We start from the raw sequence: 21,724 nt of genomic DNA on the forward strand, positions 1-21,724 counted from the left end.
CCAGAACCGCCGGTCGTCCGTCGCCGACATCCTGTCCCCTGTCCCGACGGGCGGCCGGCCCCTCCCGTCATCGACTCATTGCCCGTCCGCCACCTCGAAGGCCCCCACGAGGGCACGCAGAGGTGGCGGATGCGCAAGAAGTCGCGGTGGGGGCGTCCCTCAGGCGGCGGGGTGGTCGCCGACGAGCTCGACCGAGCCGCCGTCGACGCCCTTGGCGCCGCGCACGACCTCGCCGGTCGCGGCGCCCGCGGCCGACGCCTCGTGCACCTCGCCCATGACCCACGTGTCGATGCCACGAGCGGTCAGGTGCGCCGTCGCCGCGTCGACCGAGGCGGCCGGGAGCACCGCGACGAAGCCGACGCCCATGTTGAGCGTGCGCTCGAGGTCGGCGCGCGGGACGTTGCCGAGCGAGCCCACCGTCGAGAACACGGCCGGCGGCGTCCACGAGGCGCGGTCGAGCCGGGCGTGCACGTCGTCGGGCAGCACGCGCGCGAGGTTGGCCGCGAGCCCGCCGCCGGTGACGTGCGAGAGCGCGTGGACGTCGACGCCGTCGAGCCGGACGAGGTCGAGCAGGTCGGCCGCGTAGACGCGGGTGGGGGTGAGCAGCTCCTCGCCGAGGGTGCGACCGAAGTCGTCGACGTGCCGGTCGAGTGCCCAGCCGGCGTGCGCGACGACACGACGCACGAGCGAGTAGCCGTTGGAGTGCAGGCCGCTGCTCGCGAGGCCGAGGACGACGTCGCCCGCGCGCACCCGCTGCGGCCCGAGCACGGCATCGTGCTCGACGACGCCGGTGGCCGCGCCCGCGACGTCGTACTCGTCGGGGTCGAGGAGCCCGGGGTGCTCGGCGGTCTCGCCACCGACGAGCGCGACCCGCGCCTGCTCGCACGCGCGGGCGATGCCGGAGACGATGGCCGCGATGCGCTCGGGCACGACCTTGCCGCAGGCGATGTAGTCGGTCATGAACAGCGCCTCGGCGCCGCAGACGACGATGTCGTCGACGACCATCCCGACGAGGTCGAACCCGATGGTGTCGTGCCGGTCGAGGGCCTGCGCGATGGCGACCTTCGTGCCGACGCCGTCGGTCGACGTCGCGAGCACCGGCCGACGGTAGGACGCGAGCGCGCTGGCGTCGAACATCCCGGCGAAGCCGCCGAGGCCGCCGAGGACCTCGGGGCGGGTGGCCCGGCGGACGGACTCCTTCATCAGCTCGACGGCGCGGTCACCGGCCTCGACGTCGACCCCCGCCGCGGCGTAGGTGATGGCGGTGGGCTGCTCGGTGTTGCTCACGCCGCGCAGCCTACCGAGACGGGGCCGCCCCACCCGCCCGCGCCCGCCGGCCCCCTCCCCCTCCCGGGGTCGAGGGCGCACGCGGCAGCCCTGGCTGCCGCTTCCGCACTCGACCCCGGGAGGTGTGCCGGATGCTTGCCGACGACCGCCCGGCAGCAGTACCTTGTGACGCATGGAACCCGGTGACAGCGCCATCCTGACGCACCTGCGTCGGGGCGCGCTCGAGCACTGCGTCCTCGCGCTGCTCGACACCGAGCCGATGTACGGCCTCGACATCGCGCGCCGCCTCGGCGACGACGGGGTGCTGCTCGCCGGCGAGGGCACGCTCTACCCGCTGCTGTCGCGGCTACGGAAGCAGGGGCTCGTCGAGACCACGTGGGCCGAGTCGAGCGCCGGCCCGCCGCGCCGCTACTACACGCTCACCGCGCAGGGGCGGATCGCCCTCGAGACCTTCCGGCGCACGTGGAAGTCCTTCCGCGACGCCGTCGACACCACCCTCCAGGGAGGACACCCGTGAACGGCTCCGACACCCGCGTCACCACCTACCTCGACGACCTCGCGCGGATGCTCTCCGACCTCGACCCCGGCACGCGCGACGACGTCCTCGCCGGCGTGCGCGAGCACCTCGATGCCGTCGCCGCCGAGCACCCCGGGGACCCCGCCGCCCTCGAGGAGGCGCTGGTCCGCCTCGGCCCGCCGGAGCGCATCGCCGCCGAGGCCCGCGCCGACCAACCTGCGGTACCGCCGCCCGGGCCGTGGGCCACAGCGCCGACACGACCGCTGCCGGCCCGGGGCTGGCTGGGGGCCGGCCTCGCGCTGCTGCTCCTGAGCACGGTGCCCTTCACCGCGACGGCCGCCCTCGCGCGCATCGTCGGGCTCACGCCGAGCGGGGCCGACACCGCGTTCGGGGGCGGGATGTTCGGCGTCCCGCTGCTGCCGCACGTCGCCGAGATGATCTTCCTCGGCTGGTTCCCCTGGGCGGTGTCGGTCGCCTGCCTGCTCGTCGCGTGGCGGCTCGCACCCCGCACCCGCGGCGTCCTGCTCGCCCTCGGGCCGATCAGCGTCGCCACGGTGCTCGTCGCCGTCATCTGGCAGGAGCCGCGGGTCCTCAGCGGCATCCTCACCGCGGTGCTGGCGCTCGCCACGACCGGGCTCGTCGTCGCCGCGGCCGTCAGTGCCTGGCGCGAGCGCCCCACCGCCTGACGCCGGACCCTCGGCGCCGCCCGCGACCTGACCGGAGGAACAGCGTCGTCCCTGTGATGACGCGGATGCTCACGCGCGTCGCGGATGCATCCCCGCCCCGCAGGAGCTTCCGCGCCGTCACGGTGATGACGCGGAAGCTCGGGCCCCTCGCGCGACGCCGGGGCGCTGCGGTGTCGAGGGCGCCGGCGGTCGCCCTGGCGACCACTTCCGCACTCGACTCCGCAGAGGAGGAAGGGAGGGAGCGCCGGAGTCGCGGGGGCGTCGTCAGAGGGCGGCGATGATGTCCTCGACCCGGGCCTTGGCGTCGCCGAAGAGCATCTGGGTGTTCTCGCGGAAGAACAGCGGGTTCTGCACGCCCGCGTACCCGGTGGCCATCGACCGCTTGAACACGATGACGTCCTTGGCCTCCCACACCCGCAGCACCGGCATGCCGGCGATCGGCGAGGTGGGGTCCTCGGCGGCGGCCGGGTTGACGGTGTCGTTGGCGCCGATGACGAGGACGACGTCGGTCTCGGCGAGGTCGTCGTTGACCTCGTCCATCTCGAGGACGATGTCGTAGGGCACCTTGGCCTCGGCGAGCAGGACGTTCATGTGCCCCGGCAGCCGCCCGGCGACCGGGTGGATGCCGAACCGCACGTCGACGCCGGAGGTCCGCAGCCGCTTGGTGAGCTCGGCGACGGCGTGCTGGGCCTGCGCGGTGGCCATCCCGTAGCCCGGGGTGATGACGACCGAGCGCGCCGAGGTGAGCAGCGAGGCCGCACCCTCGGCCGTGACCTCGCGGTGCTCGCCGTAGTCGACGTCGCCCGCCGCGACCGTGCCGCCCTCGACCCCGAAGCCGCCGGCGATGACCGAGATGAACGAGCGGTTCATCGCCCGGCACATGATGTACGACAGGTACGCACCCGAGGAGCCGACGAGCGCGCCGGTGATGATGAGCAGGTCGTTGCCGAGGAGGAAGCCGGCCGCGGCCGCCGCCCACCCCGAGTAGCTGTTGAGCATCGAGACGACGACCGGCATGTCACCGCCGCCGATCGACGCGACGAGGTGCCAGCCCAGCGCGAGGGCCAGGAGCGTCACGAACCCGAGCAGCAGGTGCCGCACGAACACCGCGTGCTCGGGCACCGCGGCGTAGACCACCGTCAGCACGACGAACAGGACCAGCGCACCGACGTTGAGCCAGTTGCGGAACGGCAGCATCAGCGGCTTGGACGGGATGCGCGCCGAGAGCTTGAGGAACGCGACGATCGAGCCGGTGAAGGTCACCGCGCCGATGAAGACGCCGACGAACACCTCGACGTCGTGGATCGTCGGGTACGCCGTGATCTCGTAGGAGGAGTTCCAACCCACGAGCACGGCCGCGAGCCCGACGAAGCTGTGCAGCATCGCGATGAGCTCGGGCATCCCGGTCATCTCGACCTTGCGGGCGCGGTCGAGGCCGATCGCCGCGCCGATGCCCATGGCGACGACGATGAGCAGCAGGCCGAGCCAGCCGGAGCCGCCCGTGCCGGCGGTCGCCGCGAGCACCGTCGCGGTGAGCGCGACGACCATCCCGGCGATGCCGAAGCGGTTGCCGCGGCGCGCGGACTCGTGCCTCGACAGCCCGGCGAGGGCGAGGATGAAGAGCAGGCCCGCGACGATGTAGGCGCCCTGCGTGAGGGTCGAGCTCATCGGACGGGCTCCTCGCGCTTGAACATCTCGAGCATTCGCGCGGTCACCCGGAAGCCACCGAAGACGTTGATGCTCGCGACGAGGATGCCGACGAACGCGAGCACCGTCACCGCCACGCTGTCCCGCCCGACCTGGAGCAGCGCCCCGACGACGATGATGCCGCTGATCGCGTTGGTCACCGACATCAAGGGCGTGTGCAGCGCGTGGTGCACGTTGCCGATGACGTAGAAGCCGATGACGACCGCGAGCATGAAGACCATGAAGTGCCCGAGGAACGGCGGTGGCGCGTAGGCCGACACGAGCAGGAAGAGCGCGGCGCCGACCCCGGCGAGGGCCAGCTTTGTCGTCCCGCTCATCAGCTGCCTCGCGGGCTTGGCCGTCGTGTCGACGGTGACGACGTCGGTGCCCGGCGTCGGCGCGGCCGAGACCTGCACCGGGGGAGGCGGCCACATCACCTCGCCGTCCTTCGCGACGGTCATGCCGCGCTGGACGACGTCGTCGAGGTCGAGGTGGACCTCACCGTCCTTCTGCGGCGTCAGCAGCTTCATGAGGTTGACGAGGTTGGTGCCGTACAGCTGGCTGGCCTGCGTCGGCAGCCGCCCCGGCAGGTCGGTGTAGCCGAGCAGGGTCACGCCGTGGTCGGTGACGACCTTCTCGCCGGCGACCGTGCCGGCGACGTTGCCGCCGTTGGCCGCGGCCATGTCGACGACGACCGACCCCGGCTTCATCGAGGCGACCATCTCCTCGGTGAGCAGGCGCGGCGCCGGGCGCCCGGGGATCAGCGCGGTCGTGATGACGATGTCGACGTCCCTGGCCTGCGCGGCGTACAGCTCGGCGGCCTTGGCGTCGAAGTCGGCGCTCGTCTGCTTCGCGTACCCGTCGGCGGACGGGCCGTCGTCCTCGACGTCGATGCGCAGGAACTCCGCCCCCATCGACTCGACCTGCTCGGCGACCTCCGGCCGCGCGTCGAACGCCCGCACGACCGCGCCGAGGCTGCTCGCGGTGCCGATGGCCGCGAGCCCCGCGACGCCGGCGCCGACGACGAGCACCTTGGCCGGCGGGACCTTGCCCGCGGCCGTCACCTGGCCGGTGAAGAAGGAGCCGAACTCGTGGGCGGCCTCGACGACGGCGCGGTAGCCGCCGATGTTGGCCATCGAGGAGAGGACGTCGAGGGACTGCGCGCGGCTGATCCGCGGCACCGCGTCCATCGCGAGCGCGGTGACCCCGGCGTCGGCGAGGCGCTGCACGAGGTCGGGGTCTAGCGCGGGCGCGAGCAGGCAGGCGAGCACGGTGCCCGGCCGCAGCCGCGCGACCTCCTCGTCGGTCGGCGGGGTGACCTTGAGGACGACGTCGGCGTTCCAGACCGCGCCCTCGATGACGTCCGCACCGGCCTCGCGGTAGGCCTCGTCCGAGAAGCTCGCCCGCGCCCCGGCGCCGGCCTCGACGAAGACGGTGTAGCCGAGGCCGACCAGCTGCTCGACGGTCTTCGGGGTCGCGGCGACACGGGTCTCCCCCCGTCGTGACTCGCGGGGCACTCCGATGCGCACGGGGCTTCCTCTCCGTTGCCGGGGCGGGCTCCGTCCGAACCTAGCGGGTCGGGCCCGGGGATTCGCGACGTGTGGCGCGTGGCACACGGCCGGTCGTCGGCGATCTCGGGGCCGGCTCGGCGCCGGGGGACGCGCGACGCGCCGGCCCCCGAGGGGACCGGCGCGTCGACGGAGGGGGTGGGCTCAGCCCTCGGAGCGGTGGAAGCCGCTGCGCTCGGCGGCGTCCGCGTCGTAGAACCAGACGTCGGCGACGGCGTCGGCGTAGCCGTCGTCCTCCGGGAGGCGGTAGGTCATCGTGTCGCGGTAGGCCTGCACCGGGTGGTCGAGCGGCTGGGCGCCGTCCTCGAGGGCCGCCGCGGACCCCATGCCGTAGCCGCCGTCGCGGATCTCGTGGAACTCGGAGACCCGGCGGGCCGCGGGGGCGTCCGTGGCCGTCTCGTCGGAGGGGGCCGACTCGTCGGTCGTCGGCTCGTCGGTCGTCGGCTCGTCGGCCGACGGCTCGTCCGTCGTCGGCTCGTCGGTGCTCGCCGCCTCCTCGACCGGGGCCTCGGCCACCGGGTCGGGGTCGGCCGGGACCTCACCGACGACGTCCGTCTCCGGCGCGTCGGCGACCGGCTCGTCGTCCGTCGCGGAGGCGTCCGCGGCCTGCTCGACGTCGTCCTGCTCGGCGCCGGTCGCGTCCGCGACCGGCTGCTCACCGGTGACGGGCTCGTCGGCCGCGGCCTCGTCGGACACGGGCTCCTCGGACACGGGCTCCTCGGACACGGGCTCGGCGGACGCGGGGTCGACCGGGTCCATCCCGACGGCGGCCGCCTCGCGGTCCATCTCGGCCCGCTCCTGGGCCAGCCGGTCGCCGCGCTCGCGGTTCTCGTCGAGGAGCTCGGCCTCGTCGGCGGACCAGTCGCGCTCGGTCGAGGGGTCGTGCTCGTCGCCGGGCACCGGCTCCTCGGGCTCGGCGAAGGCGCCGTCGGCGGGGTCCTCGACGGCCTGCGAGGCCTCGGGCCCCTCGTGGTCGGGGACCTCGGAGCGCGGCGCGGGCTCCTCGACCGGCTCGTGGGCCGGGTCCTCGGTGCGCTCGACCGGCGCGGACGGCTCGGCGTCCTCGACCGGCTGGGCGTCCTCGATCGGCTGGGCGTCCTCGACCTGCTCGGCGTCCGTCGGCCGCGCCTCGACGCTCTCGTCGGACTCGGCGCTCTCGTCGTCGGCGGGGACGTCCACGGCGTCGGCCGCGGGCGTGGTGGGCTCCGCGGCGGCCGGGGCCGCCTCGGGGTCGCGGGGGCCGCCCCACTCGCCGGACGGGGTCCGGGCGTCGTCGGCGGCAGACGTCTCGTCCTGGTCGCTGCTCACGGCGTCGTCACTACCCGCGCCCGGGGCCGTCCACACGTCGGCGTCCGCGGTGGTGTCGTCGCGGTAGTCGGCGGCCGTGGCGATGCGGGCGCTCGCGTCGTCGGCGGCAGCGTCCTCGGTGGCGGCCTCGGCGCCGGACGGCGAGGACCCGGGCTCGGGCTGCTCCTGCTCCGGCTCGACCGTCATGGCGTCGACGACGACCGGCTCGGCGGCCACGGTCTCCTCGTCGGCGGTCGGCAGCGCCTGAGTCGTCGTCGGGTCGACCGGGGCCTCCCCCTCGGACGAGGTCTCGGTGGGTCGCTGCCCCTCGGCGGCGAGCTCGGCGCCCATGACGGCGGCGCCGGCCGCGCCGGGCACGGGCGCGGCGGGGCTGCCGACCCACGCGGAGCGCTCGGCCTCCTCGCGCAGGCGGCGGGCCTCGGCGCGGGTCGTCGGGGCGCGGTCGGCCCCCACGGCGGCGTCGGCGGCGTCGGCGCCCTGCGCGGGGGCGGTGTCGGCACCCTGCGCGGGGGCGGCCTCGACGGCCTCGCGCGGCGTCTCGACATCGGGGTCGACGACATCGGCGCGGGTCAGCAGCGACTCGTAGTCGGTGCGGGTGGCCTCTGCATCGGCCCGGCGGGTCTCCGCCTCGGCGGCCAGGCGCTCGGCCTCGGCCCGGGCCAGCTCGGCCCGCTCCTCGGACTGGGCGGCGAACGCCTCCTGCCCGGCGACCGCGGGGGCGAGGCCCTCGGCCTGCGCCCGGAGCTCGGCGGCCTCGGCGCGCGCGGCGTCCTTGCGCTGGTTCGTGGCCCGGCGCGCGAGGAGCCAGGCGGCCAGCAGGCCGACGACCACGACGGCGGCGACGACGAGGAGGATCGTGGTGGAGGGCATGTGGGGACTTTCTGTCGAGAGCACGCCGGGTGACGGCGTCGGACCAACCTACCGCCGGGCGCGGGCCCGGAAGCACCTGCCGGGCGTCGCCCGGGCATCCCCTGCGAGAGGAGAACCTAGGGGGTCGGCGCCGGACGCGGCAAGACGGTCCACCCTGCCGTCCTCGACGCGTCGCCGCAGGTCAGGCTGCCCTCAGAGACCGAGCTCCTCGACCGTCCGCTCGCGCATCTCGACCTTGCGCACCTTGCCGGTCACGGTCATCGGGAACTCCTCGACGACCTTGACGTACCGCGGGACCTTGTAGTGCGCGAGGCGTCCGGCGCAGAACTCCCGCACCGCCTCGACGGTCAGCGGCTCGGCGCCGTCGCGCATCCGGACCCAGGCGCACAGCTCCTCGCCGTACTTCTCGTCGGGGACGCCGATGACCTGGGCGTCCAGGACGTCGGGGTGCGTGTAGAGGAACTCCTCGATCTCGCGCGGGTACACGTTCTCGCCGCCGCGGATGACCATGTCCTTGATGCGGCCGGTGATCTGCACGTAGCCCTCGTCGTCCATGACGGCGATGTCGCCGGTGTGCATCCAGCCGTCGACGAGCACCTCGGCCGTCTTCTCCGGCTCCTCCCAGTACCCGAGCATCACCGAGTAGCCCTTGGTGCAGAACTCGCCCGGCGTCCCGCGGGGCACCGTCTCGCCGGTGACCGGGTCGACGACCTTGATCTCCAGGTGGGGGTGCACCGCCCCGACGGTGTTGACCTTCTGCTCGAAGGTGTCGTCGGTGCGGTTCTGCGTCGACACGGGCGAGGTCTCGGTCATGCCGTAGCAGATGGTCATCTCCTCGATGCCCGACTCGATGAGCTTGGTCATCATCGACGCCGGGCACGGCGACCCCGCCATGATGCCGGTGCGGACCGACGTCAGGTCGTAGGAGCCGAACTGCGGCAGAGCCCATTCCGCGATGAACATAGTGGGGACGCCGTAGAGGGACGTGCAGCGCTCCTCGGAGACGGCGGCCAGGGTGAGCGCCGGGTCGAACCCGGGCGCGGGGATGACCATGCAGGCGCCGTGGGTCAACGCCGCGAGGTTGCCCATGACCATCCCGAAGCAGTGGTAGAAGGGCACGGGGATGCAGATGCGGTCGGCCTCGGTGTAGCGGCAGAGCTCGCCGACGAGGTAGCCGTTGTTGAGGATGTTGTGGTGCGAGAGGGTCGCGCCCTTGGGGAAACCGGTCGTCCCCGACGTGTACTGGATGTTGATCGGCTCGTACGGGTCGAGGTCGCGCTGCGCCATCGTCAGGCGCTCGGGGCTGACGTCGTCGGCGCCGGCCAGCAGCGCGTCCCAGCTGTCGCGGCCGATGACGACGACCTGCTCGAGCGCCGGGCACTCCGGCCGGGCGGCCTCGACCATCGCCACGTAGTCGGAGGTCTTGAACGAGGCCGCCGTCACGAGCACCCGGATGCCCGCCTGCCGCAGGACGTAGGTCAGCTCGTGGGTGCGGTAGGCCGGGTTGATGTTGACGAGGACGAGCCCGACCTTGGCCGTCGCGAGCTGCACGAGGGTCCACTCGGCGCAGTTCGGGGCCCAGATGCCGACGCGGTCACCCTTCTCGAGACCGCTCGCGAGCAACCCGCGGGCGAGCCGGTCGACGGCCTCGCCGAGCTCGCTCCACGTCATCCGCACGTCCTGGGCCCGGTCGACGAGCGCCTCCCGGTCGCCGAACCGCTCGACGGTGGCGTCGAGCGCGTCCCCGATGGTCTGCTCGAGCAGGGGCGGGTCGAGCAGGCCGACCGTGTGCGAGAGGGCGGGGTCGGGCGTGAGCGTCATCGGGGTCCCTTCGGCGGCGGTGCCAACGGGGTCCAGCCAACACGTCCGCGGCCCGCCGGGCAACCGAGCCCCGCCTCATCGCTCCCGGGGCGAGGACGACCCCGCACGTGCGGGGTCGCCACGGCGCCGGGAACGGAGCGGTGCGTCCCGGCCGGGTCGTGCGTCAGGGAGGGGTGGGGCGCGAGAGCCGGTCGAGGACGCCGAGGAGCAGGGCCTCGCGCAGCGCCGGCGGGCTCGCGTCGAGGAGCGCGTTGACCGGCGCCATCCGGGCGGGCAGGGTGACGCCGCCGTCGTCGCCGGCCAGCCCGGCCGCCGCGAGCAGGCCCGCGAACCCCGCGTCGTCGAGGGTCGCGGGGTCGAGGTGCGCGAGCATCCCCGCCAAGGAGGGGTCGAGGCGCACCGGCCCGGCGGCGCGCGCCGCGGCCACCGACGCCCGGAGCGCGTCGACGACCTCCGGCACGGCCGCCGCGGTGGCGGCCGAGAACGTCAGGTGGAGGGTCGGCGGCAGGTCGCGGAAGGTCATCTGCGGCTGGACGAACCAGCCGCGCGCGAGCATCTCGTCGGCCACGGTGAAGACGTCGCAGGTGTCGTCGGTCGCGAGCGCGAGCAGCGTCGACCCAGGTGGGGCGACGACGCGCAGGCCGTCGAGGTCCCCGACCGCCCGGGCCACCTCGAGCGTCGCCCGGTGCGTCTCGCGCGCCAGCCGCGCGTAGCCCTCGTCCCCGACGAAGCGCGTGACGGCCCACGCGGCGGCGACCGGGCCGCCCGAGCGCGTCGACTGGGTCGTCGTGTTGAGCATCGTGTAGCCGGGCCAGTCCGCCGACGCGAACAGGTGCCCGCGCCGCAGCCCGGCGTCGCGGTGCAGCAGGACCGACACCCCCTTGGGGGTGTACGCGTACTTGTGCAGGTCGACGCTGATGCTCGTCACGCCGTCGACGGCGAGGTCCCACGGCGGCACGTCGTCGACGTGGGGCAGGACCCAGCCGCCGATGCACGCGTCGACGTGGCAGCGGGCGCCGAGGTCGAGCGCCAGCGCGGCGAGGGCCGCGACGGGGTCGACCACGCCGTGCGCGTACGACGGGGCGGAGGCCACGACGAGGATGGTCGACCCGTCCGCGGCCTCGGCCATCGCGGCGGGGTCGGCCCGGAGGGTGACGGGATCGACGTCGACGACGACCGCGCGCACCCCGAGGTACTCCGCCGCCTTCCGGAAGGCGGCGTGGGCCGACGCGGGCAGGAGCATGCTCGGCGACGCCACGTGGGGCGCGGCCTCGCGTGCGGCGAGGACGGCGAGCAGGATCGACTCCGTCCCGCCGGAGGTCACGACGCCGACGGCCCCGGGCGGCGCGTGCAGCAGCGTGGCGGCGCGGCCGACGAGGTCGTTCTCCATCCGCTGGATCGACGGGAACGCGGTGGGGTCCAGCCCGTTCGCCGACGAGAACATCGCCAGCGCCTCGCGGCCGAGGGCGTCGGCCTCGGCGAGACCGGAGTCGTAGACGTAGGCGAGGGTCCGGCCGCCGTGCGTCGGCAGGTCGGCCGCACGCAGGGCGTGCAGCTCGTCGAGGACCTCGGCGGCGCGCGGTCCGGTGGGGGCGGCGGAGGTGGTCATCCGGTCTCCTTCGGGTCGAGCCCGTAGCGGCGCAGCACGACGACCGAGACCGCGACGAGCACCGCCGGGACGACGGTGAAGCCGAGGGCGATGGCGGTGCGGGCCGAGTCCGGTTGCGCGGCAGCGGCGTCGGTCGACGAGACGTAGCCGCCGACGGTGAGCACGAGCGCGTAGAGGAACGGGCCGACCGCGAGGCCCAGCGTCTCCCCGGCGGTCCAGACGCCGGTGTACGTCCCGGCGCGGTCCTCGCCGGTGCGGGCGGTGTCGGCCGCCGCGACGTCGGGGAGCATCGCGAGCGGGAACATCTGGCAGGCGGCGTAGCCCACCCCGACGACGCCGACGGTGACGGCCGTCGCGGCGGTGCCCAGCGGCAGGGCGAACAGCGTGGCGAGCGCACCGGCGCCCAGCAGCACCGACCCCCAGAGATAGCCGGTGCGCTTCCCGCGGCGCTCGCCGACCCGCTGCCACAGCGGGGTGACGAGGAGCGCCGGCCCCACGAAGCAGACGAAGAGCACGGCCGACGCCCCGGGCCGGCCGAGCTGCACCCGGGCCACGTAGTCGACGCCGGCGAGCATCGCGCCGGTCGCGAGCGCCTGGAGCACGAACACCGCCAGCAGGGTGCGGAACTCGCGCGACGCCGACACGACGCGCAGCTGGTCGCGCAGGCTCCCGCCGGCGGTCGCGGCGCGGCGCACTGGCGCGTCCCGCGTCCCCCACCAGGCGCCGAGGGTGCCGACGAGGATCAGCGCGCCGACGAAGAGCCCGACCACGCGGTACCCCTGCTCGGGGCCGACGGCGTCGCGGACGACTGGCGCCAGCCCGCCGCTGACGAGGATGGCGAGCGCGAGCACCGCGACGCGCCACGTCATGAGGCGCGTGCGCTCGTCGTAGTCGTCGGTCAGCTCGGCCGGCATCGCGACGTACGGCACCTGGAAGAAGGCGTAGGCGCTCGCGCAGGCGAGGAAGGCGACGACGACCCACGTCGCGGCGAGGGCGGTCGGGCTCGTCGGACCGGCGAAGAGCAGCACGAACGCGACCGCCAGCGTCAGACCGGCCCGGAGCAGGAACGGACGGCGCCGCCCCGCGGGGTGCGTCGAGCGGTCGCTGACCCGCCCGGCCACGGGGTTGAGCACGACGTCCCAGGCCTTGGGCAGGAGCACGACGAGGCCGGCGAGGCCCGCACCGACCCCGAGCCGGTCGGTCAGGTACGGCAGGAGCAGCAGCCCGGGCACCGTCCCGAACGACCCGGTCGCCACCGAGCCGAGGCCGTAGCCGCGGCGGACGGACGCGGGCAGGCGGGCGGACTCGGTCGCCACCCAGCGCTCGCCCATGGCCGGACCCTAGTGGGCCGCATCGCCTCGCGGGAGCGGTCCGACGCAGGACGGGTCGCCCGCGGCGCCGCCGCTGCGGGAGGCGATGATGGGGCGGTGGGCACGAGGCGCAGGTTCCGCGGACGCATCACGGGCGTGGGCTCCACCTCCGGGGTGCGGGTCGTCGTCGGGTGGTGGCTCGAGTCGCCCTTCGGCGCCTTCGCCGACGTCATGGTGGAGACCGCCGCAGGGCATCGGGTGCTGCTGGCCCCGACGCAGCAGGTCGTCGACCTCGTCGCCACGACCTACACCTTCGACGAGGTCCGCCTCGAACCGGTGACGGTCGGCCTCACCGGCGACGGGCCCACCCGCCTCGACGTCGCGTCGCCGTCGCTCACCCTGACCGCCGACCTCGGGGGCCGGACCCCGCTCGGCACCCTCCTCGGCCTCGTGCCACCCGCGCTCGCGACGAGCCCCGCCTTCGCGACGCTGGCCGACCCCGTCGCCCGCGCCGTCCTGCGGGGGGTGCGGACCCGGGGCGTCGCCCGCGCCGGACGTCGTGAGTACTACGGCGCGACCGACGTCCACGCCGTGACGGCGATGTCGGGTCGCTTCGACGGAACCGACCTCGGGGCGCTGGCCCCGGTCGACCCGCCGTGCCGGTTCGGGTTCTCCTCCACCCCGCGCCGGCCGTCGGTCACCGAGGTGACGACGACCATCGTCGACGTCACCTGAGCTCCGCCGACGCCCTCCGGCGGCCTCTGCGCCCGTCCCCGTCCCCCGCGTCACTCGCGTATCGGGTCACCCGATACGACCGCGCTGTACCCGAGAACGGTTGTCGGGTGAGGCGCAGCGATATCGGGTCACCCGATACGCGTGAGGCGGGCGGGGTTGGGGGGCGGGCGGGCCGGGTCAGGTGCGTGGGGCGATGCGCAGCAGCTTGTCGTCGTCGCCGTTCGTCGTCGTCACGTAGAGCGCGCCGTCCGGGCCGAGGCGTGCCGCCCGCAGGCGGCCGTAGGGGCCGTTCGTCGCCTCCGGGATGGCCACGTCGGTCACCGAGCCGTCGCCGTCGAGGCTGAGGACGAGCAGCTTGGCGCCCTTGAGTGCGGTGACGACGAGGGCCCCGTCCCAGGCCCCCCACTGCTCACCCTCGAGGAACTCGGCCGCGCAGACCGCCTGCGTCGTGCGACCGCTCTGCCACACCGCCGGCACGGCGTCGGGGTAGCGCTCCGTGTCGGTCATCGGCACGCTCTCGTCGTAGCCACCGACGGTGCCGCCCTGGGCCGGGTCCCAGCCGTAGTTCTTCCCCGGCTCGACGAGGTTGACCTCGTCGTTGTTCGACGGGCCGTGCTCGGCGGTGAAGATGCGACCGGTCCCCGGCTGCAGCGCCACGCCCTGGATGTTGCGGTGCCCCCAGCTCGTGACGTACCGCTGCATCGGGTCCTCCGCGAACGGGAACGGGTTGTCCTCCATCGGTTTCCCGGTCTCCAGGTCGAGCCGGATCGTCTTGCCGCCGAGGCTCGTGAGGTCCTGCGGGATGCTGCCGACGGCCGTGTCGCCCGTGCCGACGACGAGCGCACCGTCGGCGTCGAGCTCGGGACGGCAGCCCGAGTGGCGGCCGGTCGAGATCGGCAGCCCGTCGAGCAGCGTCTTCTCCCGCTCGGCCGAGCGTCCGTCGGCCGCCAGCCGCCACGTGACGAGGCGGATGTCCGTCGGCGCGCCACCCTCCTGGTGGGTCTGGCAGGTCGTGAACCGGCGGGTCTGCGCGAAGTCGGGGTGCACGACCATCCCGAGCAGGCCCCCCTCGCTGTTGACGTAGACGTCGTCGAGGTCGGCGCGCACCCGCGTGACCGACGCGCCCTCGCGCAGGCCCGACACGAGCGAGATCCGCCCGGGACGCTCGGTGACCAGCGCCGTGCCGTCCGGGAGGAAGCCGATGTCCCAGCCGTGCTCGAGCCCGCCGGCGACCTCCTCGACGTCGAGCTCGGGCTCCTGGGTGCTGCGCGGCGCCGGGCTCGAGGAGGGCGGCGCGCTCGCGCTGCCGGACGCCGACGTGCTCGGGCGGGCGGGCACCTCGCCGAAGCCGTCGTCGTCGCCGGACGAGCAGCCGCCGACGGCGACGAGGCCGAGGCAGGCGGCGAGGGCCGCGGTGCGGCGGACGGCGGTCGAGCGACGGGGTCCCATGCCCCAGTCTCACATCCCGCCGGCGACGGTGCCCCGGGCCGGACCGGCGTTCGACAGGTCGCGGCCGTCGGTCAGGGGAGGTCGGTGACGGCCCGCTCGTACGCGGCGGCGAGCGCATCGAGGTCGGCGCGGTACCGGCGGATGTCGCAGCCGAGCCCGTTGCGCTTGAGGAGGATGCCCTCCTCCGCCCAGGTCCCGCGGGCGCGCTCGAGCAGGGGCGCCGGCAGGTCGCCGTAGCTGTTCGTGACCCGCCACCACGTGACGTTGCCGCCGTACGCCTTCATGATCGAGCCGACCTGGCGCGGGCCGATGCCGACGAGCGCCGCGAGGTCGCCGTACGACACGACGCACCCGCGCGGCACCTGCTCCACCGCGCGCAGCACCCGCTCCACGAGCACGTCGTCCACGCGCAGGAGTCTGCCCGACGCGATCCTCGCCGCGCGGTGTGGGCGACATCCCGCGAAACACCCCTGCGTGGGACGGGTGGGGCCTGCGAGACTGTCGCGCATGCGGCGCATCGTCCAGAGCCAGAAGCTCCAGCACGTGCGCTACGACGTGCGCGGCCCGATCCTCGTCGAGGCCCAGCGCCTCGAGGCCGAGGGCCACAAGATCCTCAAGCTGAACATCGGCAACACGGCGCCGTTCGGCTTCGAGGCGCCCGAAGCCATCGTCGCCGACATGGTGCACAACCTCCCGGAGAGCCAGGGCTATGCCGACTCCAAGGGCATCTACTCGGCGCGCACCGCGGTTGCGCAGTACTACCAGTCGCGCGGCCTGCGCGACACCGGTGTCGAGGACGTGTACATCGGCAACGGTGTCTCCGAGCTCATCACGATGGTCCTCCAGGCGTTCGTCGACGACGGCAACGAGGTCCTCGTGCCCGCGCCCGACTACCCGCTGTGGACCGGAGCCGTCTCGCTGTCGGGCGGGACGCCCGTGCACTACCGCTGCGACGAGTCCAACGGCTGGAACCCCGACCTCGAGGACATCGAGGCCAAGATCACCCCGAACACGCACGCGATCGTCGTCATCAACCCGAACAACCCGACGGGAGCCGTGTACTCGGAGGAGACGGTGCGCGCGCTCGTCGACATCGCGCGGCGCCACGACCTCGTCGTCATGGCCGACGAGATCTACGAGAAGATCCTCTTCGACGACGCGGTGCACCACCACGCGGCGACGTTCGCCGGCGAGGACGTCCTCTGCCTCACCTTCAGCGGCCTGTCGAAGGCCTACCGGGTCTGCGGCTACCGCGCCGGCTGGGTGATGGTCTCGGGCCCCAAGCACCTCGCGTCGGACTTCCTCGAGGGCCTGACGCTCCTCGCGAACATGCGGATGTGCGCCAACGTCCCTGCGCAGCACGCCATCCAGACCGCGCTCGGCGGGTACCAGTCGGTCAACGAGCTGATCGGCCCGGGCGGTCGCTTCCGGGAGCAGTCGAAGCTCGCGTCGCGGCTGCTCAACGAGATCCCCGGGGTGTCGTGCGTCGAGCCGCAGGGCGCGCTCTACTGCTTCCCCCGCCTCGACCCCGAGGTCTACCCGATCGAGTCCGACGAGGCGTTCGTCATCGACCTGCTGCGGGCCAAGAAGATCCTCGTGACGCACGGCACCGGCTTCAACTGGTTCGCGCCGGACCACTTCCGGCTCGTGACGCTGCCTGACGAGGAGACGCTGACCGAGGCGATCGGCCGCATCGCCGAGCACCTCGCGACGATGCGTGCCTGACGGAATGGCCTCCGCCGCAGCCCTTCCCGACGGCGCGACCCTCGGTGTGGTCGCCGTCGGCGGCGTGCTGGGGTCGCTCGGCCGCTGGGCGGTCGGGCTCGCCATCCCGCACGAGGTCGGCGCCTTTCCCTGGTCCACCTTCGTCGTCAACGTCACCGGGGCCTTCGCGATGGGCCTGCTCGTCGCCTTCCTCGTCGACCGCCCGGGGGTGCACCGGCTGGCCCGGCCGTTCGTGGGGGTCGGTGTGCTCGGCGGGTGGACGACGTTCTCGGCGCTGGCCGTCGACGCGGTGCAGCTCGGCGCCACGCACCACGTCCAGCTGGCGCTGCTGTACGTCGGCACCACCTTCCTCGTCGGCACGCTCGCCGTCGCCGCGGGGATGCTCGGCGGCCGGCGCGTCTGGCCGGGCCCGTGACCGCCACGCACGCGCTCCTCGTCGCGCTCGGCGCCGCCGTCGGGGCGCCGCTGCGGCTCGTCGTCGCCCACTACGCACGCGAGCGGCTCGGGGCGGCGCCGCCCGCCGGGACGCTGGTCGTCAACGTCGTCGGGTCGCTCGTCCTCGGGGTGCTCGTCGGCGACGCGGTGGGCGGCTCGACCCTCGCCCTCGTCGGCACCGGCTTCTGCGGGGCCCTGACGACCTTCTCGACGCTGGCGCTCGAGCTGTGGGAGGCCCTCGACGACGACCGCCCCGTCGCGGCCGCCGCGAACCTCGGGCTCTCGCTCGTCCTCGGCCTCGGCGCCGCGGCCCTCGGCTACGCCCTCGCCGCCTGACCCGCCTCCCCGCCCCACCCACCCCACCCGCCCCGACATTTCGGGGTGACCCCGAAATGTCCACGAGACCCCGGCTCCGAAGCGGGGTCTCGTGGACGAACCCCTGTGTCGCGCCGTCGCCGACGCGCAGGAACGCGCCGCCCGTCCCGCGAGAGCGGGGCGGGCGGCGCGTCCGGTCCGGAAGCTTCGGTCAGTGACCGTGACCGTGGTGGTGCTTGGCCACCACGCCTGAGGCGCTGACGATGCCGGCGCCGTAGAACCCGTTGAAGCCCTTCCCGCCGACGCAGGTGGCGGTGTAGAGGTCCGAGCGACCCACGTCGGTGTACGACTGGACGCCACCCGCCGGGCAGGCGTGGTCGCGGGCCGTGCCCATGACGATCGACCGCACGGTGTCGGGCGCGAGACCGAAGCCACCGTGGCGCTGCGACTTGCCATGGGCCGAGACCGCGAGCGCGGCGACGCCGGCGGCGTGCGGCGAGGCCATCGAGGTGCCCTGGAGGTACTGGTAGTACCCGCAGACCTCGCGGCTCTTGTCGCGGCCGTGGCCCTTGACGACGCGGCAGTCCTTCATCGTGCCGAGCGACTCCCCGAGCGGCGTGATGTCACCGTTCTCGTCGACCTGGCCCTCCGCCTGCATGACGTTGAGCGGCGCGGTCGAGAGGATGAGGTTGCCGTTCGTGCGGTAGGTGTCGGTGCCGAGGCCGTCACGGAACCAGCCGCCCGGCGCCGAGACCTCGATCTCGCCCGAGCGCAGGTCGGTGGCCCAGTTCGAGTAGTCGGCCTTGCGCTCCGACGGGCCGACCGACGAGACGCCGAGGACGTGCGGGCCCTCGACGGGCAGGTCGAGGCAGGTCGCGTTGTCGATCGTCCGCGGGTGCTCGGTGCCGCCGGGGTAGTCGGGGCTCGAGGTGTCGGTGCGGGGGTTGGAGATGTCCTCGTTGTTGTTGCCGAGCGCCGCGACGAGCGTGACGCCCTTGCGGTGCGCGTAGTTCAAGGCCCGCGTCATCGACCGGATGATGAGGTCCTGCTCGGCCGCCTCCTCCGGGCTGTCCTCCGGCGCACCGCCGGCGCAGTTGTACGCCCACGGGTCGACGTAGAACGACATGTTGACGACGTCGAGGCCCGCGTCACCGGCATAGGTCAGCGCCTTGACGGTGGGGGTGAGGAAGAAGTAGCCGCTGTCCTGGCCGGCGCGCACGTTGACGAGGTCGACGTTCGGGGCGACGCCCGACACGCCGAGACCGTTCATCGCCGCGGCGATGGTGCCCGCGACGTGGGTGCCGTGGCCGTCGTCGTCGTGGTCCGCCGGGTCGACGCAGCCGGTGTACTCGCACGGCCCGTCGATGTCGGGCATGTCGGTCGTGAAGTTGCGCGAGAGACGGCGGTCGAAGTTCGCGGCGAGGTCGGGGTGCGAGCCGTCGACGCCGGTGTCCATCACGCCGACCCGGACGCGCTTGTCGCCCATCTCGGTGCGGTGCGCCTGCGGGGCGCCGATCATGTCCATGCCCCACAGGAGGGAGTCGAGGGGGTCGGCCTTGGCGCCCTTGGGCGGCTTCGGCGGCTTGTGGTCGTCCTTGCCGTGCCGGGCGGCGGCGCTCCGGACGGCGGTTTCCTGCTGCTCGCGGGTCACGCGGTCCTTGACCTTGCCGGCGTCCGGGGTGCGCCCGATGACGCCGTCCTTCGCCGCGGCCGCGACCCCGGTCATCGACCGCGCGGCGGCGGCGAAGCCACCCCGGGTCGAGGTGACCGAGACCAGGCCGATGTCGGTGTTGACCGCGGTCACCGTGGCGCCGGCCTTCTCGAGGCGCTGCGCCAGGGCCCGCGCGTCCGTTCCCTCGTCGGCGAGCACGGCGTACGCCGTCCGGGCCGTCGAGGCCGTGGCTGCGGTCGGCTGCGCGGATGCCGTCGCCGTCACCGCCCCCAGGGTCGCCGTGGCCAGGGCCACGACTCCCGTCATCGCAACCATGCGAGATCGTCGCATCGTGTGTCTCCTCCGTCGGGATGGACGCGGCGGTGCGTCCGGGCGCCACCGTAGGGGAGCGGCCGCGGGCTGGGAACCCCCGAGATCGGGGGATCTCTCAGCGGTCGGCGGCGGCCACCTCGACCTCGAGCCCGTAGGACCAGCCGTCGGCCAGCGGCAGGCTGTCGCCGCTCCAGAAGCGGCCGGGGTCGTACCAGTTCGTCGGGACGTCCGGGCGCAGCACGCCCATGTCCTCGAGCGTCGCCGCGACGACCTCGGCGCAGTAGGCGTCCTCGGGGCGCAGGCCCTTGACGTCGCGCGCCCGCCGGGTCAGGTGCGCGTCGCGCCCGCGCAGCCACCGCCACCCCAGCCGGACGGTCGACGGGAACGAGACGCCGTCGAGCCGGGCGACCGCGCGCAGCGCGGCGTCCTCCTCGACCCGGCCGGCGCGGGGCTCGAGCTGGCGCAGCCACGCCCGCTGCCCGTAGCGCACCTGCCACGTGGTGACGGCCTCGGCGAGGTCGTGCAGCTGGACGCCGCGGTGGTGGTCGCCGGTCCAGTGGTCGCGCATCGAGCGGCCGAGCTCGGCGTGCCAGAGCAACGGCGGCAGGTCGTCCAGGACGAGGGCCATCCCGACGTGGTTGACCGGCGCGTTGCTCGCGGTCTGGATGACGCGGTCGGCCACGGTGCCCCCGCGGAAGATCCACAGGTCCCCGGTGCGGGCCGCCGCGACGGCCTCGTCGAAGGGGACGGGCCGGGTGCCGGTGTGCGCCATGGCGCCCAGTCTGCCGGGCCGCGCTCGCTAGGGTGGCGACGTGGACCGCAACCGCCTGTGGAAGCTGCTCGGGGTGGCCGGCGCGGCCGGTGTCGTGGCGACCGGCGTGCTCGTCGCCCGCGACGAGCGCAGCCGCCGCGCGTACGAGCCGGACGAGGTGCGCGACCGCCTGCGGGCGCGCCTCGACGAGGCCGCGGCCGACGAGCGCCCCGACGCCGACCACTGACCGTCAGGCGTCGTCGACCCGCGGGATGAGCGGCTGCCCGGCGCGCGCCCGGATCTCCTGCACCGTCCACGAGTTGCCGTCGGGGTCGCGGAAGCCGAAGAGCGTGCCCCCGTCCCGCTCGTCGAGGACGACCACCTCGTCGCACGCGACCCCACGGCCGACGAGCTCGGCGTGCGCCGCCCGGGCGTCCGCGACGACGAGCTGGACGCCGTGCAGGCTGCCGGGCGGCATCGCCCGCAGGTTCGGCATCGTGCCCATGACGACCGAGCAGCCGGAGCCGCGGGGGGTCAGCTGGGCGATCCGGCCGAAGCCGGCGTCCGTGTCGTGGTCGAGGTGGAACCCGACCCGGTCCCGGTAGAAGGCGACCGACGCGTCGAGGTCCGAGACCGGGACGACGACGACCTCGAGGGTCCAGTCCACGCTGCGCTCCTCCCTCAGCCCCGGGCCAGGAGGGCGTCGAGCTTGACGTAGCCCTCGGTCATCCCGCCCTCCATGCCGGAGGCGACCATCGCGTCACGCCCCTCGACGCTCGAGCCGATGCTGCGGCCGTGCAGCCGCGAGCGCCCGTCACCGAGGTCCTCGAAGCGGAGCAGCTCGAGCGCGACCTCGTCGGGCATCCCCTCGAACTCGAAGGTCTGGACGATGAGCTCGTCGGTGCGCACCGTGTGGAAGCTGCCGCGGAAGCCGAACTCACCGCCGTCGGGCGAGCGGTGGACGTAGCGGTAGCCGCCACCGTCCGTGAAGTCCCAACGCGGCACGTCCATCGCGTACCCCTGCGGCCCGAGCCACTGCCGGACCTGCTCGGGGTCGGCGTGCGCGGCGTAGAGCGCGGCGACGGGGGCGTCGAACTCGCGGGTGAAGTCGATCCAGGGCACACCGGCCGGGATGTCGAGGTCGAGGCTGTTGGCCATGCTGCTCACTCCTTCGTGAGGTCCTGCCACTGCTCCCCGAGCAGGGCGTCGAGGCGGCGGTAGCCGCGCTCGTGGGCGAGCCGATAGCCGTCGAGCCACGCCGTGAGGCGCTCGAGGGCGGCCGGTTCGAGGTGGACCGGGCGGCGCTGGGCGTCCCGGCCCTTGGTGACCAGGCCCGCGTGCTCGAGGACCTGGATGTGCTTCGAGACCGCCTGCACGCTGATCCCGAAGGGCTCGGCGAGCTCGCCGACCGTCGCCGGCCCGCGGCTGAGCCGCGCGATGATCGCGCGGCGCACGGGGTCGGCGAGGGCCGCGAAGCCCCGGTCCACCAGCTCGTCGTCCATAGGGCGTACCCAACCAGGCAGTTGATCAACCGTCAAGTTGATCTTTGCCTCATGTCTCCGCGAACGTGTGTTGACTCGCCGGGGCTCCTCGGTGTGGTGTGCCAGGACATGCCTGACAGGTGATGTGACAGGACATCGCTGACACTCGAGCGCTGGTGGCTGGATG

At 74.1% G+C, this 21,724-nt stretch carries 21 protein-coding genes; 7 read left to right on the forward strand and 14 right to left on the reverse strand.

Annotated elements, in window-relative coordinates; translation table 11 throughout:
- Positions 1-159: 159 nt before the first annotated feature.
- Positions 160-1,287, reverse strand: coding sequence for a phosphoribosylformylglycinamidine cyclo-ligase (gene purM, locus J3473_RS17180; RefSeq protein ID WP_207025081.1), 1,128 nt, complete (start codon positions 1,285-1,287; stop codon positions 160-162).
- Positions 1,288-1,459: 172 nt separating this feature from the next.
- Between purM and J3473_RS17185 the strand changes: the two genes are divergently transcribed.
- On the forward strand, positions 1,460-1,804 hold the full coding sequence (locus tag J3473_RS17185) for a PadR family transcriptional regulator (RefSeq protein WP_207025082.1): 345 nt from the start codon (positions 1,460-1,462) through the stop codon (positions 1,802-1,804).
- Positions 1,801-2,490 (forward strand): hypothetical protein, encoded by a 690-nt coding sequence (locus tag J3473_RS17190; protein WP_207025083.1) that lies wholly within the window; start codon positions 1,801-1,803, stop codon positions 2,488-2,490. The genes J3473_RS17185 and J3473_RS17190 overlap by 4 nt, the downstream gene beginning before the upstream one ends.
- 264 nt (positions 2,491-2,754) lie before the next feature.
- On the opposite strand, the gene pntB is transcribed toward J3473_RS17190, so the two are convergent.
- The 6 genes from pntB to J3473_RS17220 all read right to left on the reverse strand — a co-directional run bounded on the left by pntB (position 2,755) and on the right by J3473_RS17220 (position 12,683).
- Positions 2,755-4,158: a Re/Si-specific NAD(P)(+) transhydrogenase subunit beta gene (pntB, locus tag J3473_RS17195; RefSeq protein ID WP_207025084.1), complete on the reverse strand. Its 1,404-nt coding sequence runs from the start codon at positions 4,156-4,158 to the stop codon at positions 2,755-2,757.
- On the reverse strand, positions 4,155-5,705 hold the full coding sequence (locus tag J3473_RS17200; RefSeq protein ID WP_207025085.1) for a Re/Si-specific NAD(P)(+) transhydrogenase subunit alpha: 1,551 nt from the start codon (positions 5,703-5,705) through the stop codon (positions 4,155-4,157). The genes pntB and J3473_RS17200 overlap by 4 nt, the downstream gene beginning before the upstream one ends.
- Before the next feature lie 183 nt (positions 5,706-5,888).
- Entirely contained in the window at positions 5,889-7,922 is a 2,034-nt protein-coding gene (locus J3473_RS17205; RefSeq protein ID WP_207025086.1) for a hypothetical protein, read from the reverse strand.
- 192 nt (positions 7,923-8,114) lie between these two features.
- Complete coding sequence (locus J3473_RS17210; RefSeq protein ID WP_207025087.1) at positions 8,115-9,743, reverse strand: AMP-binding protein; 1,629 nt, start codon at positions 9,741-9,743, stop codon at positions 8,115-8,117.
- Positions 9,744-9,906: 163 nt separating this feature from the next.
- The gene (locus tag J3473_RS17215) at positions 9,907-11,352 is read right to left on the reverse strand and encodes an aminotransferase class V-fold PLP-dependent enzyme (protein WP_207025088.1); all 1,446 of its coding nucleotides are present in this window, start codon (positions 11,350-11,352) and stop codon (positions 9,907-9,909) included.
- On the reverse strand, positions 11,349-12,683 hold the full coding sequence (locus tag J3473_RS17220; RefSeq protein WP_207025089.1) for an MFS transporter: 1,335 nt from the start codon (positions 12,681-12,683) through the stop codon (positions 11,349-11,351). The genes J3473_RS17215 and J3473_RS17220 overlap by 4 nt, the downstream gene beginning before the upstream one ends.
- Positions 12,684-12,779: 96 nt before the next feature.
- Between J3473_RS17220 and J3473_RS17225 the strand changes: the two genes are divergently transcribed.
- Complete coding sequence (locus J3473_RS17225; protein WP_207025090.1) at positions 12,780-13,397, forward strand: hypothetical protein; 618 nt, start codon at positions 12,780-12,782, stop codon at positions 13,395-13,397.
- A gap of 177 nt (positions 13,398-13,574) precedes the next feature.
- On the opposite strand, the gene J3473_RS17230 is transcribed toward J3473_RS17225, so the two are convergent.
- Both J3473_RS17230 and J3473_RS17235 read right to left on the reverse strand, forming a co-directional pair.
- Positions 13,575-14,846, reverse strand: a complete 1,272-nt coding sequence (locus J3473_RS17230) for a sorbosone dehydrogenase family protein (protein ID WP_207025091.1) — start codon at positions 14,844-14,846, stop codon at positions 13,575-13,577.
- Between the two features lie 71 nt (positions 14,847-14,917).
- The gene (locus tag J3473_RS17235; RefSeq protein WP_207025092.1) at positions 14,918-15,253 is read right to left on the reverse strand and encodes an MGMT family protein; all 336 of its coding nucleotides are present in this window, start codon (positions 15,251-15,253) and stop codon (positions 14,918-14,920) included.
- A 100-nt stretch (positions 15,254-15,353) separates the two neighbouring features.
- Here J3473_RS17235 and J3473_RS17240 point away from each other — a divergent pair, with 100 nt between their 5' ends.
- Genes J3473_RS17240 through J3473_RS17250 form a run of 3 tightly spaced genes read left to right on the forward strand, consistent with a single transcriptional unit; the run spans position 15,354 to position 17,342 of the window.
- On the forward strand, positions 15,354-16,571 hold the full coding sequence (locus tag J3473_RS17240; RefSeq protein ID WP_207025093.1) for a pyridoxal phosphate-dependent aminotransferase: 1,218 nt from the start codon (positions 15,354-15,356) through the stop codon (positions 16,569-16,571).
- Complete coding sequence (locus J3473_RS17245) at positions 16,564-16,986, forward strand: CrcB family protein (RefSeq protein WP_207025094.1); 423 nt, start codon at positions 16,564-16,566, stop codon at positions 16,984-16,986. The genes J3473_RS17240 and J3473_RS17245 overlap by 8 nt, the downstream gene beginning before the upstream one ends.
- The gene (locus tag J3473_RS17250) at positions 16,983-17,342 is read left to right on the forward strand and encodes a CrcB family protein (RefSeq protein WP_207025095.1); all 360 of its coding nucleotides are present in this window, start codon (positions 16,983-16,985) and stop codon (positions 17,340-17,342) included. The genes J3473_RS17245 and J3473_RS17250 overlap by 4 nt, the downstream gene beginning before the upstream one ends.
- A gap of 190 nt (positions 17,343-17,532) precedes the next feature.
- On the opposite strand, the gene J3473_RS17255 is transcribed toward J3473_RS17250, so the two are convergent.
- Together J3473_RS17255 and J3473_RS17260 are read right to left on the reverse strand one after the other, a co-directional pair.
- On the reverse strand, positions 17,533-19,308 hold the full coding sequence (locus tag J3473_RS17255) for a S8 family serine peptidase (RefSeq protein WP_242525942.1): 1,776 nt from the start codon (positions 19,306-19,308) through the stop codon (positions 17,533-17,535).
- A gap of 112 nt (positions 19,309-19,420) precedes the next feature.
- On the reverse strand, positions 19,421-20,077 hold the full coding sequence (locus J3473_RS17260) for a hypothetical protein (RefSeq protein ID WP_207025097.1): 657 nt from the start codon (positions 20,075-20,077) through the stop codon (positions 19,421-19,423).
- A gap of 40 nt (positions 20,078-20,117) precedes the next feature.
- On the opposite strand from J3473_RS17260, the gene J3473_RS17265 reads away from it, so the two are divergent.
- Positions 20,118-20,303 carry a hypothetical protein gene (locus J3473_RS17265; RefSeq protein ID WP_207025098.1) on the forward strand — a complete coding sequence of 62 codons (186 nt, stop codon included), beginning with the start codon at positions 20,118-20,120 and terminating at the stop codon, positions 20,301-20,303.
- Between the two features lie 3 nt (positions 20,304-20,306).
- Here the strand turns inward: J3473_RS17265 and J3473_RS17270 are convergent, their stop codons facing one another.
- Genes J3473_RS17270 through J3473_RS17280 form a run of 3 tightly spaced genes read right to left on the reverse strand, consistent with a single transcriptional unit; the run spans position 20,307 to position 21,558 of the window.
- Positions 20,307-20,723 carry a VOC family protein gene (locus tag J3473_RS17270; protein WP_207025099.1) on the reverse strand — a complete coding sequence of 139 codons (417 nt, stop codon included), beginning with the start codon at positions 20,721-20,723 and terminating at the stop codon, positions 20,307-20,309.
- Between the two features lie 14 nt (positions 20,724-20,737).
- A complete protein-coding gene (locus tag J3473_RS17275; protein ID WP_030526955.1) occupies positions 20,738-21,214 on the reverse strand; it encodes an SRPBCC family protein in 477 nt (158 codons plus the stop codon).
- Positions 21,215-21,219: 5 nt separating this feature from the next.
- Entirely contained in the window at positions 21,220-21,558 is a 339-nt protein-coding gene (locus tag J3473_RS17280; protein WP_030526956.1) for a helix-turn-helix transcriptional regulator, read from the reverse strand.
- Positions 21,559-21,724 lie beyond the last annotated feature (166 nt).

The sequence above is a fragment of the Phycicoccus sp. DTK01 genome, from assembly GCF_017312765.1.
Lineage (GTDB): Bacteria > Actinomycetota > Actinomycetes > Actinomycetales > Dermatophilaceae > Phycicoccus > Phycicoccus jejuensis.

Bases quoted from the DNA above. Each gene is read 5' to 3' on its own strand.
- J3473_RS17185 (WP_207025082.1), top strand. From the start codon at position 1,460: ATGGAACCCGGTGACAGCGCCATCCTGACGCACCTGCGTCGGGGCGCG.
- pntB (WP_207025084.1), bottom strand. From the start codon at position 4,158: ATGAGCTCGACCCTCACGCAGGGCGCCTACATCGTCGCGGGCCTGCTC.
- J3473_RS17205 (WP_207025086.1), bottom strand. From the start codon at position 7,922: ATGCCCTCCACCACGATCCTCCTCGTCGTCGCCGCCGTCGTGGTCGTC.
- J3473_RS17210 (WP_207025087.1), bottom strand. From the start codon at position 9,743: ATGACGCTCACGCCCGACCCCGCCCTCTCGCACACGGTCGGCCTGCTC.
- J3473_RS17215 (WP_207025088.1), bottom strand. From the start codon at position 11,352: ATGACCACCTCCGCCGCCCCCACCGGACCGCGCGCCGCCGAGGTCCTC.
- J3473_RS17220 (WP_207025089.1), bottom strand. From the start codon at position 12,683: ATGGGCGAGCGCTGGGTGGCGACCGAGTCCGCCCGCCTGCCCGCGTCC.
- J3473_RS17230 (WP_207025091.1), bottom strand. From the start codon at position 14,846: ATGGGACCCCGTCGCTCGACCGCCGTCCGCCGCACCGCGGCCCTCGCC.
- J3473_RS17240 (WP_207025093.1), top strand. From the start codon at position 15,354: ATGCGGCGCATCGTCCAGAGCCAGAAGCTCCAGCACGTGCGCTACGAC.
- J3473_RS17255 (WP_242525942.1), bottom strand. From the start codon at position 19,308: ATGGTTGCGATGACGGGAGTCGTGGCCCTGGCCACGGCGACCCTGGGG.
- J3473_RS17260 (WP_207025097.1), bottom strand. From the start codon at position 20,077: ATGGCGCACACCGGCACCCGGCCCGTCCCCTTCGACGAGGCCGTCGCG.
- J3473_RS17275 (WP_030526955.1), bottom strand. From the start codon at position 21,214: ATGGCCAACAGCCTCGACCTCGACATCCCGGCCGGTGTGCCCTGGATC.
- J3473_RS17280 (WP_030526956.1), bottom strand. From the start codon at position 21,558: ATGGACGACGAGCTGGTGGACCGGGGCTTCGCGGCCCTCGCCGACCCC.